At 72.2% G+C, this 14,848-nt stretch carries 12 protein-coding genes; 6 read left to right on the top strand and 6 right to left on the bottom strand.

Annotated features, from left to right (window positions below; all coding sequences use genetic code 11):
- Positions 1–431: 431 nt before the first annotated feature.
- Both DNL27_RS03390 and DNL27_RS03385 read left to right on the top strand, forming a co-directional pair.
- Positions 432–959 carry a Fur family transcriptional regulator gene (locus DNL27_RS03390; RefSeq protein WP_012397624.1) on the top strand — a complete coding sequence of 176 codons (528 nt, stop codon included), beginning with the start codon at positions 432–434 and terminating at the stop codon, positions 957–959.
- Positions 952–2,475, top strand: coding sequence for a catalase (locus DNL27_RS03385; protein WP_012397623.1), 1,524 nt, complete (start codon positions 952–954; stop codon positions 2,473–2,475). Before DNL27_RS03390 ends, DNL27_RS03385 begins: the two co-directional genes overlap by 8 nt.
- A gap of 286 nt (positions 2,476–2,761) precedes the next feature.
- Here the strand turns inward: DNL27_RS03385 and DNL27_RS03380 are convergent, their stop codons facing one another.
- Positions 2,762–4,225 carry an SseB family protein gene (locus DNL27_RS03380; protein ID WP_012397622.1) on the bottom strand — a complete coding sequence of 488 codons (1,464 nt, stop codon included), beginning with the start codon at positions 4,223–4,225 and terminating at the stop codon, positions 2,762–2,764.
- Positions 4,226–4,447: 222 nt separating this feature from the next.
- On the opposite strand from DNL27_RS03380, the gene DNL27_RS03375 reads away from it, so the two are divergent.
- Both DNL27_RS03375 and rarD read left to right on the top strand, forming a co-directional pair.
- Complete coding sequence (locus DNL27_RS03375; protein ID WP_112234713.1) at positions 4,448–5,929, top strand: DUF6882 domain-containing protein; 1,482 nt, start codon at positions 4,448–4,450, stop codon at positions 5,927–5,929.
- 49 nt (positions 5,930–5,978) lie between these two features.
- Positions 5,979–6,917: an EamA family transporter RarD gene (rarD, locus tag DNL27_RS03370; protein ID WP_012397620.1), complete on the top strand. Its 939-nt coding sequence runs from the start codon at positions 5,979–5,981 to the stop codon at positions 6,915–6,917.
- Positions 6,918–7,010: 93 nt separating this feature from the next.
- Here rarD and DNL27_RS03365 read toward each other — a convergent pair whose 3' ends face one another.
- The 4 genes from DNL27_RS03365 to DNL27_RS03350 form a co-directional block, all read right to left on the bottom strand.
- Complete coding sequence (locus DNL27_RS03365; protein ID WP_112234712.1) at positions 7,011–7,298, bottom strand: methionine/alanine import family NSS transporter small subunit; 288 nt, start codon at positions 7,296–7,298, stop codon at positions 7,011–7,013.
- Positions 7,295–9,064, bottom strand: coding sequence for a sodium-dependent transporter (locus tag DNL27_RS03360; RefSeq protein WP_112234711.1), 1,770 nt, complete (start codon positions 9,062–9,064; stop codon positions 7,295–7,297). Before DNL27_RS03360 ends, DNL27_RS03365 begins: the two co-directional genes overlap by 4 nt.
- A gap of 94 nt (positions 9,065–9,158) precedes the next feature.
- On the bottom strand, positions 9,159–10,208 hold the full coding sequence (locus tag DNL27_RS03355) for a polyprenyl synthetase family protein (RefSeq protein WP_186320690.1): 1,050 nt from the start codon (positions 10,206–10,208) through the stop codon (positions 9,159–9,161).
- Positions 10,209–10,230: 22 nt separating this feature from the next.
- Positions 10,231–11,502: a geranylgeranyl reductase family protein gene (locus DNL27_RS03350; RefSeq protein WP_112234709.1), complete on the bottom strand. Its 1,272-nt coding sequence runs from the start codon at positions 11,500–11,502 to the stop codon at positions 10,231–10,233.
- Between the two features lie 155 nt (positions 11,503–11,657).
- Here DNL27_RS03350 and DNL27_RS03345 point away from each other — a divergent pair, with 155 nt between their 5' ends.
- On the top strand, positions 11,658–13,238 hold the full coding sequence (locus DNL27_RS03345; protein WP_112234708.1) for an isochorismate synthase MenF: 1,581 nt from the start codon (positions 11,658–11,660) through the stop codon (positions 13,236–13,238).
- Positions 13,239–13,311: 73 nt separating this feature from the next.
- On the top strand, positions 13,312–14,082 hold the full coding sequence (locus tag DNL27_RS03340) for an ABC transporter substrate-binding protein (RefSeq protein WP_112234707.1): 771 nt from the start codon (positions 13,312–13,314) through the stop codon (positions 14,080–14,082).
- 9 nt (positions 14,083–14,091) lie between these two features.
- Here the strand turns inward: DNL27_RS03340 and DNL27_RS03335 are convergent, their stop codons facing one another.
- Positions 14,092–14,829 carry an SDR family oxidoreductase gene (locus DNL27_RS03335; protein WP_058956016.1) on the bottom strand — a complete coding sequence of 246 codons (738 nt, stop codon included), beginning with the start codon at positions 14,827–14,829 and terminating at the stop codon, positions 14,092–14,094.
- Between the last annotated feature and the right edge of the window lie 19 nt (positions 14,830–14,848).

Genomic DNA, 14,848 nt, shown 5'->3' with positions numbered 1-14,848 from the left:
CGTCGGCCCCAGAGCGATCGGGCCGTCCGGAATCGCGTGCAGCCCGCACGCGATTCACTGTGTAGACACGCGGGTGGGCGGATCGTGACGCGGTTCGGGAAAACTTTTTTTCGGGGCCTCATGGCGACGCCGCACGGCCGGGCCGCGGGGTCCCGCACCTCGTCTGTTCCGCCCCTCCAGCGGAGCGCCCCGCGCTCGGGGTCCAGCCGGGCCGCCGGCGCGCTTGCCGCCGGCCTCAGCCCCCGCAGCCCGGGCGCCGGTTCCAACCCCGGTTCCGGCCGGCCTCCGGCATGCGCTCCGGCCCGTTGTCCGTCCCGTGTGGGTGCCCTGACCCGAGCGCGGCCCCGCCCCGGAGCCCGGTGTGATCACGGGTGCGAGCGGGATCACACCACCTATTGTGAATTGCTCAGAATAAGGCTAGGCTCGACGCCATGGAGACCACCGCCGAGATCTCATCGCATCCCTCGCGGGAGGAGTGGACCTCGCACCTGCGCTCCCACGGGCGCAGGGTCACCAGGCAACGTCTCGCGGTGCTGGATGCCGTGGACGCTGTGCCGCACGCCACGGCGGAGGACACGGTCAAGCAGGTCCGCTCGGTCCTGCCCAACATGTCCGTGCAGTCCGTCTACGTGGTCCTCGCGGACCTCGCGGCCATCGGCATGGTGTCCAAGTTCGAACCGCCCGGATCTCCGGCGCGGTACGAGATCCGCACCGGTGACAACCACCACCACGCGTACTGCATCCACTGCGGCGTCATCCAGGACGTGCCGTGCGCGGTGGGACACGCCCCGTGTCTCACGCCTTCGCAGGACCACGGCTTCCAGCTGCTGTCCGCGGAGGTGGTGTACCGGGGGGTCTGTCCGCAGTGTCAGCAGGACATCGCGGCAGGCGCCCTCGAGGCGCAGCAATTCCCATCTTCCGTCGGATCCCATCCATCACCCAGGAGGAACCATGTCTGACACCACTCCCCACGAGCGCGGACTGCGCGAGACCGGGTCGTTCACCACCACCCAGGAGGGCCTGCCGGTCCCCACCAACGCGGACGCGCACTCCCTCAGCGTGGGCGCGGACGGGCCCATCGTGCTGCACGACTCCTACGTCGTGGAGAAGCTCGCGGCCTTCGACCGTGAGCGCGTCCCCGAGCGCGTGGTCCACGCCAAGGGCGCCGGCGCCTTCGGCGAGCTCGAGATCACCGAGGACGTCTCCCAGTACACCAAGGCCGCCGTGTTCCAGCCGGGCACCAAGACCCCCATGCTGGCGCGCTTCTCCACCGTGGCCGGCGAGCAGGGCTCGCCGGACACCTGGCGCGACCCCCGCGGCTTCGCCCTGAAGTTCTACACCACCGAGGGCAACCTGGACATCGTGGGCAACAACACCCCGATCTTCTTCGTCCGCGACGGCATCAAGTTCCCGGACTTCATCCACTCGCAGAAGCGTCTGCCGGGCTCCGGCATGCGTGACAACACCATGCAGTGGGACTTCTGGACCCAGTCGCCCGAGTCCGCCCACCAGGTCACCTACCTGATGGGCCCGCGCGGCATCCCGAAGGACTACCGCCACATGAACGGCTACGGCTCCCACACCTACCAGTGGAGCAACGAGGCCGGCGAGCGGTTCTGGGTCAAGTACCACTTCATCTCGGACCAGGGCACCGAGGGCCTGACCGGCCCGGAGGCCGAGGAGATCGCCGGCAAGGACGCCGATGCCCACCGCCGCGACCTCTACGAGTCCATCGAGAAGGGCGACTTCCCGTCCTGGACCATGTACGTGCAGGTCATGCCGTACGAGGACGCCAAGACGTACCGCTTCAACCCCTTCGACGTCACCAAGACGATCTCCAAGAAGGACTACCCGCGCATCAAGGTGGGCAAGTTCACACTGAACCAGAACCCGCTGAACTACTTCGCGCAGATCGAGCAGGCGGCGTTCTCCCCCAGCAACACCGTTCCCGGTGTGGAGATCTCCCCGGACAAGATGCTCATGACCCGCGTGTTCTCCTACCCGGACACGCACCGTCACCGCATCGGCGCGAACTTCGCGGACCTGCCCGTGAACTTTCCGTACCGCGCGGAGCAGAACTCGTACTCCCAGGACGGGCCCATGCGGTACACGTTCAAGCACCCGAACCAGCCGGTCTACGCGCCCAACACCCAGGGCGGCCCCGTGGCCGGTGCGGGCCCCGCCGTGGCGGACAACATGCGGTGGGAGTCCGACGGTGAGCTGCTGCGCACCGCCGCCACCCTGCACTCCGAGGACGACGACTTCGGCCAGGCCGGGACCCTCTACCGCGAGGTGTTCTCCGACGAGGAGAAGGCCGAGGCGGTCGAGAACATCGCCGGGCACGTGGGCGACGTGATGGACGAGACCATCAAGGAGGCCGCCTTCCAGTACTGGGAGAAGGTGGACCCCGAGCTCGGCCGCCGCGTGCGCGAGGCCGAGGCCCGCAACTCCGGTTCGGACGCCTACGGCATCTGATCCGCTCGGGTGGGCCGGTGCCCCGGCACCGGCCCACCCACCGGGCTGACACCACGCAGGCCCCGTTCCCGCTCCGGCGGGCACGGGGCCTGCGTCACACCCGGGCTACGTCATATCCAGTCTGCGCCGTCTCCTGTCTGCGGCGTCTCCGGGATGAGGACTGCGCGAGGCGCGTGCCTCCCCGGGGCGCCGGTCCGCATCCCGCCGCGAGCAAGCGGTGCGGACCGGCGTCGCGCTCCGGTCCGGCACCCTGGCCCCTGGCGGCGTTCCCGACCGCGGCGTCGCCCTAGTTCGCGGCGTCGCCCTGGTTCGGCGCGGCAGCCTGCCCCGCGGCGTCGTTGGCTGCGGCTGCGCCCGGGCCCGGGCCCGCTTCGCCGCGCTGGTCCGCGGCCGTGGCCTGCTCACGCTGGGCGATGAGCTCGAGCATCTCGCGCAGCTGCTCGGTGGGCAGCGTGGCCACCGGCGCCACGGCGTTGAGGCAGATCGCGGCGGCACCGGCGTCCAGCGCGAACTGGAGGATCTGCCGGGACGGTGCCGAGCGCACGGTCAGCGCCGGGTCCAGGGCAGCGACCTCCGCGGCCGAGGTGAACACCAGCAGCGTGTCCGGGGCGGCCCCCTCCTGCTCGGGCTGGAGCATCACCGGCAGGGCGTCGTCCCCCTGGTCCCGGGTGCCCAGCATCAGGTGCCCCTGCGGGTTGAACAGCGCCCCCAGCAGGTTGGCCATGTTGTCGTCCAGCAGGGCCTGCTTGAGGGGCTCGTTGTGCGGGGAGCGCGTGACCCACTCGATCTGCTCGCGGGAGATCCGCGTGGCGTGCCCGGAGGACGGGTCCACCACGATCTCGTCGTACTGCTCGTCCTGCGCCACCATCGCCAGCATGGCGCTCGCGCGCTGGCGCAGCAGCACGGGCTCGCCCATGTGGGGGTTGCGGTTGCTGCTCGCGAACATCTGCCGGGCCTCGTCCGTGCTGGTGTACACCGCCAGGCAGCGCTTGCCGTCCGCCTGGGTGACCGTCTGCACGCGGATGTCGGACTTCGGGCCCACGGGCTGGCCGTCCTCCCCCGGGACCAGCTCGGACCCGGAGACGTCCAGCAGCACGATCCCCGCGAGGGCCTCCCGCAGCACCCCGGCCAGGGCCCGGTCCCCCGGTTCCCGGGACCACGCCTCGGCGGCGGCCCGCAGCCGGGGGTGCACGTCCCCGTGGGCGTCGTCCGACTCCGGCTCCGCGAACGGCAGCTCGACGCCGGCCCCCTGCGCGAGCTCCACGGCCCACAGCGGCGTGCGCTCCTGGGTCCTGGGGAACGCGCTGAGCTGCGTGAGCACGTCCTGCGCGGTGTAGGGGCCCTCCTGGGCGTACGTGTGGGGCTCGTCGTGCACGTGGTAGGACGCACTCGTGTGCAGCGTGGGCTCGGGCCAGTCCCGGGCGGCGAGCGTCAGGGACATGGAGAACCAGCTGCCGCGGCCGGGCACGTAGCACGCGCGCTGCAGCTCGGAGAGCACCTCCAGCACGGGGCTGTCCTCCTTGATGGGCCCGGCGGCCCCGGGGATCACGGTGCCCGCACGGTTCTCGATGACCCGCAGGTGCACCCGCCCGCCCTGCGGCTTGAACTCCACGAGCATGGAGTCCCACCCGGGCTCGGTGCGCAGCACGGACATGACCCACTCACCCAGGCGGGTCACGAGGTCTCGCTCACCACCGGCGGAGGTCTGCCGTGCGGTCGGGTCCGAGGCGGGCTGGGGTGCGGAGCTCATGTGGTGTCAGTGTCCCTTCGACCCGATCGCTGCGGGTCCGCTCGACGTGTGGTCACGCGCGGCACCGGGGCCCCGGGCGCACGCACGCCCCAGCCTAGCCAATGTGGGGCACGTCACCGGGGTGGCCGCCGCGGTGCCGGGCGTTCCCCGGCCCTGCCACCGGGGGGCGGTGCCCGGGTCCGCGGCGCTGTGGGAGTCGGCGCCAGTTGTTAGCCTGGGCCCATGACGAAAACTTTGCAGGAGCTGATCGACGAGTCGATCTTCATCTCCACCGAGTACCAGGCAGTGCTGGCCGAGCTGTCCCAGGGTGCGGATTGGGACGTGGACTTCTCCGCGCCGTCGTTCACCCTGCAGACCACCCCGCCGGTCACCCTCACCCCGTACCTGCTGGGCACCGAGTCCGCGGCCCGCGGGTCCTTCGTGTGGTGCTGGCAGGAGCTGGGGCACTTCAACCCGGAGGTGGTCTCCGCGGCGGTGCAGGCCAAGCAGGCCGGTGAGCGCCACGAGGTCCCGGAGCTGAGCACCGCAGAGCTGACCCTGCAGGACGGCCTCGCACGCCGTCTCACGCTGGCCGCCAAGGCCGCCACCGGCCTGTACGCGCACTACCCCGCGCGCGCCGGGGGCAACATCACCGCGTGGCTGCTGCTGGACGGCCCGCAGTTCGAGCTGCCGCGCCTGACCGAGCAGCGGATGATGCAGGTGATCGGCGAGTCCCTCACCACGGACACCGCGGTGGACCACAACCTGGCCGTGGCCAGCTACGCCAAGCTGCGCGGCGCGCACGTGGAGTGGGACACGGACGCCACGTGCGTGGTCACGGTCCACGACGGCGCCCAGCGCTTCTGGTTCGACGACCACCAGATCACGGGCGTGGAGCCAGCCGAGCCCTCCGTGGGCGAGGACGAGCTGCGCGAGCTCGAGCGCCGGGCCGAGGCCCTGCGCGCGGCTCTCACCGAGGACCGCCGCGCCGCCGTGACCCAGGCGGAGCGCCTCGGGGAGCAGCAGCGCGCCGAGGCCGCCGAGCGCAAGGTGCGCGAGCGCGAGGAGGCCGCCGCGGCGGCGTCGTCCGCGCCCGCCGCCGGGGAGGAGCCGCTGCCGAGCGAGCTGTCCCCCGAGGACATCGAGGCGCCGGAGCCCGAGCAGCCCGAGGGGGACGTCGCCGTTCCCGCGAGCCGTGTGCGGGACGCGGACCTGCCCTTCGACCAGGAGCCCACCGGCCCCGCCGAGCCCGGCCGCGTGGAGACCACCGTGCTGCCCGGTTCCGAGGGGACCCTCACCGCGGGCCCGCAGGCCTCCCCGCACCCCAACACCACCGCCATGTCCCGGATCCCGGACCCGGACTTCGCCGCGACCCAGCCGGGCACCTCCGAGGAAGGCCCCGCCGCGGAGACCCGCACCGGGGCGCCCGTCGAGACCGGCCGTGGCGCGGACGCCGAGCAGCGCACCGAGCACGAGGCAGAGGTCTCCCCCGCCGTCACGAGGGAGGAGGTCCGCACCGAGCGCGCGGTGTCCGAGGACCGCGTGGAGCGCGAGACCGGCGAGGAGACCGTGGTGGAGCGCGAGACCGTCGCGGGCCCGGGTGCCCCCGAGGACGACCTCTCCGCCCCCGCCGTGGTGGACGGCCAGGAGGTCGAGACCAACGAGCAGGCCGAGCGCAAGGGCCGCAAGAAGCGCGGTTTCCTGAGCCGCTTCTTCGACCTGTAGGCCCCACCGCGCGTTCAGCGCCCCTCGTCACCGGCGGTAGGATGCTCCGGTGAGTAACGAGATAACTTCCGGCCCGGATCCCGACCAGCACCGTCGGGGCCGGGCCGGAGTCGGCTACGGCTTCGGGGCCTACGCCATCTGGGGTCTGCTGCCCCTGTACTTCGTGCTGCTGGCACCGGCCACCCCGTACGAGATCGTGGCCATGCGCGTGGTCTTCTCCCTGCTGTTCTGCCTGCTGCTGCTCGCGGCCACCCGGGGTCTGCGCCAGTACGGGCGGCTGTTCCGGGACCGCCAGGCGGTACTGGCCCTGACCGTGGCCGGTGTGCTGATCGCGGGCAACTGGCTGCTGTACACGGTGGCCGCCACCACGGGCCACACGCTGGAGGCGTCCCTGGGGTACTTCATCAACCCCATCGTGGCCATCCTGCTGGGCGTACTCGTGCTGCACGAGACGCTGCGGCCCCTGCAGTGGGCTGCCATCGGGGTGGGGGTGGTCGCGGTGCTCGTGATGGCCGTGTTCTACGGCGCCATCCCGTGGCTGTCCCTGGGGCTCGCGTTCACGTTCGGCTTCTACGGCCTGGTCAAGTCCCGCCTGGGCGCGCGCTACCCCGCGCTGGTCACGCTCGCCGCGGAGACCACCATGATCACCCCGCTCGCCCTCGTGGCCGTGGGAGTGCTGGGTGCGGCCGGGCAGATCACCCTGGTCTCCGAGGGGCCCGGGCACTTCCTGCTCCTGCTGGCCGCGGGCGTGATCACCGCCGTGCCGCTGCTGCTGTTCGGCGCGGCCGCCTCCCGCCTGCCGCTGAGCACTCTGGGGATGATCCAGTACGTGGCACCGATCGGCCAGTTCATCCTGGCCATCGCCCTGTTCCACGAGGAGATGCCCCCGCAGCGCTGGGCCGGTTTCGTGCTCGTGTGGATCGCCGTGGTGCTGCTGGTGCTCGACGCCGTCCGCGCACCGCGCGCACCCCGCCTGCCCCGCCGCTGAGCGCGGCTGCCCGCCACCCGACCACGGTGCCGGGGAGGCACGAAGGCCACCCCGGACGCCGTGTCCGTGGTGGCCTTCGTGGTGCGGTGCGGGTCAGCCGCGGTGGCCCGGGGCCTGCTCGGCCCCCGGTGCGCCCGCGGCGCTGCGCTGACCGGTGCGGGCGACGTCGCCGTCCCCCGCGCGGTGGGTGACGTCACCGTGGGCGGGGACGCGGGCGGCGTCGTCCTGCGCCGTGCGGCCGTCCGCCTGCTCGCCCTCGGCGGGGGTGTCGAGCTCGTCCACCTGCTCCGGGGAGCGCTTGATGTTGACGAGCGCCAGGACCAGCCCGCCCCACACGAGGAGCATGGCCACGACCATCATGACGACTGCGGAGGTGTTCATGAGAGTTCTCCTTCGGAGGTGCGGGTCGCGGTGCCCGCAGAGGCGGTCTGCTGGGCGGCGCCGTCACCGGCGGGGGTGCGGGACCACGGCATGGTGCGCTGCACCACGGTGCCGCGGTCGATGGCGCGCAGGGAGAAGTCCTGGTCCAGCGCGGCGGTGCGCCCGGCGGTGTCCGGGTAGTGGGTCAGCGAGCGCTGCTCGGCCAGGGCCTTGCGGTCCAGGTAGGCGTCCTGCACGGACGGTGCGGGGCTCGTGAAGGCCTCACGGGTGCGCCTGCTCCACGGCAGCTTGGACAGCAGGTAGGAGATCACGATCAGCCCCACGGCCATGCCCCACCCGAAGACGTTCACGAACCACTGCGGCATGTCGTTGTAGCCCTCGGCCACGGTCTGGGTGAGCTGGTCGATGAGGATGTAGCCCAGGATCACCGGGGTCACACCGCCGGCCATGATCATCCAGGTGCGTCCGAGCTTGAAGGAGGACACCGAGTTGATGTGGTCGCGCAGCGTGGGCAGCGCGGTGAACCCGGAGGTCAGCAGAAGCACGGACATCAGCGCGGCGGCCACGATGCCGAAGTTGTTGACGAACGCGTCCACCACGTCCAGCAGGTTCAGGCCCGTGGTGGTGGGGAAGAACAGCAGGGACACCGCGGCCAGCGGCAGCACCACGAGGGCCACGGCCGCCGGGCGGGAGAGCCCGAGCTTGTCACGCACACCGGCCACGATGACCTCCACGATGGAGATCAGGGACGTGAAGCCCGCGAAGGCTAGGGCGCCGAAGAACAGCACGCCGATCAGCGTGCCGAACGGGGCCTGGGAGATGATCGCGGGGAACGCGATGAACGCGAGGCCGATGCCGGAGGTGGCCACGTCCGCCACCTGGGTCCCGGACGCGGTGGCCATGAAGCCCAGCGCGGCGAACACGCCGATGCCCGCGAGCAGCTCGAAGGAGGAGTTCGCGAAGCCCACCACCAGAGCGGAGCCGGAGAGGTCCGAGCGGGGCTTGAGGTAGGAGGCGTAGGTGACCATGATGCCGAAGCCCACGGACAGGGAGAAGAAGATCTGCCCGTACGCGGCCACCCACACGGAGGAGTCGCCCAGGGCGTCCCAGGAGGGGGTGAACAGGGCGTTCAGGCCCGCGGAGGCACCGGGCAGGGTCAGCGCCATGCCCACCATGATGAGGAACATCAGCACGAGCAGCGGGATCAGCACCACGTTGAGCTTGCCGATGCCGTTCTGCACGCCCATCATCAGCACCACGAGCAGCACGAGCCACGCGATGGCGGTGGCGATGAACACCGGCCAGATGAAGTCGAAGCCGATGGTCACGGTGTCCGAGACCTTCATGTAGTCCTTCATGAAGAAGGAGGAGGGGTCGTCACCCCACGCCTTGCTGAAGGAGAACACGGTGTACTGCATGGCCCAGCCGATGATCAGCGCGTAGTAGATGGCGATGACCACGCAGATGCTCAGCTGCCACCACCCGATGGTCTCGAGCTTGGGGTGCAGCCGGCGGAAGGACAGCGGGGCGGAGCCGCGGTAGCGGTGGCCGATCGCGTAGTCCAGCATGAGCAGGGGGATCCCCGCGGTGAGCAGTGCCACCAGGTAGGGGATGATGAAGGCGCCGCCGCCGTTGTCGAACGCGACGTACGGGAAGCGCCAGATGTTGCCGAGACCCACGGCGGAGCCGATCGCGGCGAAGATGAACATGGTGCGCCCGGAAAATGCTTCCTTGGCGGCGCCGCCACGTGCTTTTTCTGTGGACATGAGTGACCTCACACGGGAAGAGTTCCCTTAGGCGCGCGTCCGGAGGGTCGGTGGCGCGCGAGTGGCTGATGAATTCCTAAAGCTTACTGAGAACTCAGCCGTTGCGGTGGACCACCGCGTGGGCGAATTCGATCAGTGCCGCCTTGGCCACGGACTCCGGCAGGGGTGCCAGTGCCTCGATGGCCTCGTCCGCCCACCGGTTGGCGATCTGCCAGGCCTCGGCGGCCGCGGGATGGTCCGAGACGGCCGCCACGGCGGTGGCCAGGGCGGCGTCGTCGGTGAGGTCCCCGTCGATCAGACGGAGGATGTTCTGGGCGGAGGCCGCGGCGGCGGGGTCATCGCCGGCGGCGTCGCGGCGCAGCAGGAGCACAGGAAGGGTGTCCACGCCCTCGCGCAGGTCCGTGCCGCGGGTCTTGCCGGAGACGTCCGGGTGGCCCGTGAGGTCGATGATGTCGTCCGCGAGCTGGAACGCGAGGCCCACCTTCTCGCCGTAGACCACCATGAGGTCCACCACGGAGCGGGGTGCCCCGCCCAGCAGCGCGCCGTACTGGCCGCTGGCGGCGATCAGGGAGCCGGTCTTGCCGGCGATCACGTCGAGGTAGTGCTCCAGGGGGTCCTGGCCCTCGGCGGGGCCGGTGGTCTCGCGCAGCTGCCCGATCACGAGCCGCTCGAAGGTGCTGGCCTGGATCATGAGGGACTCCTGGCCCAGGGCGGAGACCATGGCCGAGGCGCGGGCGAAGATCATGTCCCCGGTGAGGATCGCCACGGTGTTGCCCCACACGGTGTGCGCGGTCTCCACGCCGCGGCGCATGGGCGCGGAGTCCATGACGTCGTCGTGGTAGAGGGAGGCCAGGTGGGTGAGCTCCACGACCACGGCGGCCTCGATGACGTCCTCGTTGACGGAACCGGCCACCTCCGCGGCGAGCAGCGCCAGCAGGGGGCGGACCCGCTTGCCACCGGCGGCGAGCAGGTGGTGTGCAGTGACGTCCGCGAGCTGGTCCGAGGAGCGCACGGACTCCCCCAGCCGCTGCTCCACGCGTTCGAGGGAGCCCAGCATGAGGGGCCCCAGGTGGGGGTCCTGGGCAATGAGCTCAAACCCTGCGGGCAGGCGCAAGGTGCCATCGAGGCGGCTGGGTTCAGTCACGGTCCACCACTCTATCGACAATTCAGCGCGCGGGTGTCAGCGCGTCGAGCACTGCGATGGCGCGGTCGGTCACACTGCGGGCGGGGGTGTCGGAGAGCTCGGTCATGAGCTGCACGGCGAAGCGCATCAGCGCGGGCACGCGCATCCCGGCGCGCACCGCTGCGGAGAGGATCGCGGGGTGGCCGATGAGCTCGGCGAGCGCCCGGCCCTGCGTGAAGTGGGCGCCCCACTCGGCGCGCACGAGCTGCGGGTACCGCGCGAGGGCGTTCTCGCGCTGCTGGGCGCCGTTGGCCGCGGCGGCGTCGAGCACGCAGGACGCCGCGAAGAGCCCGGACTCCATGGCGTTGGAGATCCCCTCGCCGTTGAACGGGGAGACGAGCCCGGCGGCGTCGCCCAGGAGCATGAGCCCTGGGACGTAGTGGGGGGTGCGGTTGCCTGCCATGGGCAGGGCCGCGGAGCCGATCCGGCCCACCTGGTGCTCGGGGTCGAAGGTCCAGTCCGCGGGCATCGAGGCCACCCAGTCCCGCAGCACGCAGCGGTAGTCCAGGGTGCCGAAGGCGGGCGAGGTGTCCAGGATGCCGAGCCCCACGTTGGCGGTGCCGTCCCCCACGCCGAACACCCAGCCGTAGCCGGGCAGCAGCGGGCGGGCGGGGTCGGAGCCGTCCTGCAGCTCGAGCCAGCCCTCCATCCAGTCCAGCGCGGAGCGCGGCGAGCGGTAGTACGTGCGCACGGCCACGCCCATGGGGCGGTCGGCGCGCCGGTGCAGTCCCGCGGCGATCGCCGTGCGGGTGGAGTTGCCGTCCGCGGCGAGCACGAGGTCCGCGGTGTGCTCCTCGGTCTCGGCGGTGCGCCGCCCGGTGGCGGGGTCCATCACGGTGGCACGCACGCCCACCACGCGCCCGGTGCCGTCCCGCAGCACGTCCTTCACGGCGCGGTGCTCCACGATCTCCGCCCCGGCCCGCTGCGCGTGGCGCACGAGGTCCTCGTCGAAGCCCGCGCGCGTGCGCACCAGCCCGTAGGAGGGGAAGTCGGTGAGCTCGGGCCACGGGAACTCCACGGTGCGCCCGGCCGCCACGAGCCGCAGCCCGCGGTTGCGCGTGTAGCCCTCGGCCTCGCCGTGGGGCAGGCCCATGAGCTGCATCTGCCGCACCGCGCGGGGCGTGAGACCGTCCCCGCACACCTTCTCCCGGGGGTAGCCGGTCTTCTCGAGCACCGTCACGCGGATGCCCTGGCTCGCGAGCCAGTACGCCGCCGTGGCGCCGGCGGGGCCACCCCCGCTGATCACTACCTTCACTGCGCCGCAGCCCTCCGCGTTCTCGTCCGTGCCGGGGGCGCACCGGCAGTGCGCGCCCCTCCTGGGATCCGGCGTCCATTGTGTCACTGCCCTCCGACGCCGCCCGCCGCCCCGGCGGCCACCCCGGCGCGCCGCGCGTCCTATGCTGGTGGGCGATGACACCCGAGTTCCCCGCGCCCCGTCTGAGCGCGCTCACCCTCCCCCTCTCGGACGTCCCCGCCGCCGCGGACCTCGCGCGCGATCCGGACGTCCGCCGCCTACTCGCCAGCCCGGACCCGGCCACGTGGATCGTGCGCGGCCGGGGTCTCGTGGGCCTCGGGCGCGCCGCGGCCTTCCGGGTGCGCGGGGGCACGCGGTTCACGTCCGCGCGCGTGTGGTGGGACGCCGTGCGGGACGCCGCCCGGGTCACGGACCCGTTCGCGCTGCCGGGCACCGGGCTGCTCGCCTTCGGGGCGTTCGCGTTCGCGCCGTCCTCCACCGTGGACTCGGGCCTCATGGTCCCCGAGCTGGTGGTGGGCACCTCGGACGACGCCGCCTGGGTCACCCTCATCACGCCCGACCCCTCCCCCGCGCCCTCGGACGTGGACGCCGCGTGGCGGCGCCTCGCGCGCCTCACCCCCGCCGCGCACGACGCCGCCGCCCCGGCCACCGACGCAGCGTCACCATCCGTGCGGGCCGGGTCCACTGACATCGATGCCCCGGCCGCACGCGCGGACGCCACCGCGGAAACTCCCCGTGACGCCGCGGCGCGCAGTGACTCTGGCAACGCGTCTCCCGAGGCCGCGACGGGCCGTGCCTCCGCCGACCCGGCCCGCGAGGTGACGGGGGCCGCGGACGGTGGCGCAGCGGCGTCGTACCCCACGGCGGTGCCCGGTGCGCTGGACGAGCAGCGCTGGATGGCGGCCGTGGCGGACGGTGTGGGGATGATCCGCGCCGGGGAGCTGGACAAGCTCGTGCTCGCGCGGGACGTGGTGGTGGACACCGGTGCGGACATCGAGCTGGGTGCGGTGCTCGGGACGCTGAGCGAGCGCTTCGACACGTGCTGGACGTACTGCGTGCGGCTGGGCGGGGAAGGGTCCCCGAACGCCGGCCGGCTGCTGGGGGCCACCCCGGAGATGCTGATCCGCGTGCACCGCGGCACCGCCACCGCGCGCGTGCTGGCCGGGACCCTGGACCGCCAGGACCTCCCCGAGGGGGCGAACCCCGAGGACTTCGCGGGCACCGAACTGGGCGGCTCCGACAAGCAGCAGCGCGAGCACCGCTTCGCCGTGGACTCGCTGATCGCGGGACTGTCCCCGTACGCGGACGAGGTCTCCGGCGGGGAGCGGCCCTTCATCCTGGCGCTGCCCAACGTGTGGCACCTGGCCTCGGACGTCACCGCCCACCTGCGCACCGGCGTGGACGGCACCCTGCCCTCCGCGCTGGAGCTCGCGGAGGCCGTGCACCCCACCGCCGCCGTGTGCGGCACGCCCACCGAGACCGCGGGGGCCGTGATCGAGGACCTCGAGCGCATGGACCGCGGCCTCTACGCGGGGCCGGTGGGCTGGCTCGACGGCGCGGGCAACGGCGAGTGGGGCATCGCCCTGCGCGGGGCGGTCCAGCTGGACGGGCACCGCGCCCGGGTCAGCGCCGGCTGCGGGATCGTGGCCGAGTCCGACCCGCGCGCCGAGCTCGCCGAGACGTGGGCGAAGCTGCGGCCCATGCTGGAGTCGCTGCCCGCGCGCGGGCTGGAGTAGCGGGCCCGGCCGGGGCACCGGAGCCGCATAGTACGATCGCCACAGGTCCAGGCCACTCAACGAGGAGCCCCCCATGCCCGCTCCACGTCGCATCGCGTCCGCGGTCGCCGCTGTCTGCGCCGCGGGCATGGCGGTGACCGGCTGCGGCACCTCCTCGGGTGACCGTTCGGAGGAGAGCCGCTCCCCCGAGGCCTTCCGGGTGTGCACCAACTCCCCCTACGCCCCGTTCGAGTTCGAGCGCGACGGCCAGACCGTGGGCTTCGACATGTCCCTGGGCCACGAGATCGCCCGGGACATGGGCCGCACCCTCACCCTGGCGCAGGCGGACTTCCACACCCTGGAGTCCGGCGCCGCCCTGAACGAGGACCGCTGCGATGCCGCCATCTCCGGGATGACCATCACGGACCAGCGCCGCCAGGTGGTGGACTTCTCGCAGCCCTACTTCAACGACCAGATCGCCCTGCTGACCACCAGGAACTCGGGCATCACCGGATTCGACTCGGTGGGGAAGAACACCGTGGGGGTCCAGCACGCGACGTCCGGCGAGCAGTACGCGCGGGACAAGAAGCTGCGGGTGCGCCGGTTCGAGGACGTGGGCCGGATGTTCTCGGCACTGGAGGACGGTCAGGTGAAGGCGGTCTCCGGCAACATCTCCACGCTCTCCCGCCAGGCCAAGGACCGCCCGGAGCTGCGCCTGGTGCAGACGGTGGACACCAACGAGAACCTGGGCATCGCGGTGAAGAAGGGCAACACCGAAATCCTGGACGCCGTGAACCGCACCCTGGACCGGGTCCGCACGGACGGCACCGTGGACTCCCTCAAGGAGGAGTGGATGGGCCTGTAGCCCTCCCGCTCAGCGCATCCCGGAGGGGCGCACGGAGATGACCTCCACCTCGGAGGTGCGCTCGGCGTCCACCGCCATGCGGACCGCCGCGGCGATCTGCTCGGGCTGGATCCACTCCTCCGGGCGGTACTCCCGGCCCATGTACTCGTGCAGCTGCTCCTGCATGTCCGTGGCCACGCGGCCCGGATGCACCGAGGACACCCGCACGCCGTGCTCGCGCTCCTCCTCGCGCAGGGCGTCCGTGAACGCGCGCAGCGCGAACTTGGTGCCCGAGTACAGCGCCGCCGATTTGTTGGACGTGAACCCCGAGCCGGAGTTGATGGCCACCACGTCCCCCTGCGCGGCGCGCAGCTCGGGCAGGGTGAGCCGGGTCAGCTGCGCCACGGAGATCACGTTCACGTCGAAGATCTGCTCCCACATCTCACGCGGGGCATCCGCCACGAGGGACTGCGGTGCGATGCCCGCGGAGTGCACCAAGACGTTCAGGGCGCCGAACTCCTCGCGCAGGGGCGCCCACGCGGCGGCCGCCTGCTCGTCGTCGGTCACGTCCGCCACGAACGGGCGGGTTCCGGGGCCCACGCCGGCGAGCTCGGCGCGCAGGCGCTCGACGTCCTCGGCCGAGCGGCCTCCCACGAACACCACGTGGTCGGCGGCGAGGTCCCGGGCGATCGCGCGGCCGATGCCGCGGGTCGCGCCCGTGACCAGGGCGGTGCGAGGGGTGCTCTGCTGTGCGGTCTGTTCACTCATGACGCCATGCTAACGAGCG

The organism is Kocuria sp. BT304, assembly GCF_003290245.1.
GTDB classification, from domain to species: domain Bacteria; phylum Actinomycetota; class Actinomycetes; order Actinomycetales; family Micrococcaceae; genus Kocuria; species Kocuria rhizophila_A.
This window is presented reverse-complemented; position numbering and strand designations above follow the sequence as displayed.

Excerpts from the sequence above, each read along its gene's own strand:
- DNL27_RS03385 (WP_012397623.1), top strand. The coding sequence starts at position 952 with ATGTCTGACACCACTCCCCACGAGCGCGGACTGCGCGAGACCGGGTCG.
- DNL27_RS03335 (WP_058956016.1), bottom strand. The coding sequence starts at position 14,829 with ATGAGTGAACAGACCGCACAGCAGAGCACCCCTCGCACCGCCCTGGTC.
- DNL27_RS03375 (WP_112234713.1), top strand. The coding sequence starts at position 4,448 with ATGACGAAAACTTTGCAGGAGCTGATCGACGAGTCGATCTTCATCTCC.
- DNL27_RS03390 (WP_012397624.1), top strand. The coding sequence starts at position 432 with ATGGAGACCACCGCCGAGATCTCATCGCATCCCTCGCGGGAGGAGTGG.
- DNL27_RS03345 (WP_112234708.1), top strand. The coding sequence starts at position 11,658 with ATGACACCCGAGTTCCCCGCGCCCCGTCTGAGCGCGCTCACCCTCCCC.
- DNL27_RS03365 (WP_112234712.1), bottom strand. The coding sequence starts at position 7,298 with ATGAACACCTCCGCAGTCGTCATGATGGTCGTGGCCATGCTCCTCGTG.
- DNL27_RS03360 (WP_112234711.1), bottom strand. The coding sequence starts at position 9,064 with ATGTCCACAGAAAAAGCACGTGGCGGCGCCGCCAAGGAAGCATTTTCC.
- DNL27_RS03340 (WP_112234707.1), top strand. The coding sequence starts at position 13,312 with ATGCCCGCTCCACGTCGCATCGCGTCCGCGGTCGCCGCTGTCTGCGCC.
- DNL27_RS03380 (WP_012397622.1), bottom strand. The coding sequence starts at position 4,225 with ATGAGCTCCGCACCCCAGCCCGCCTCGGACCCGACCGCACGGCAGACC.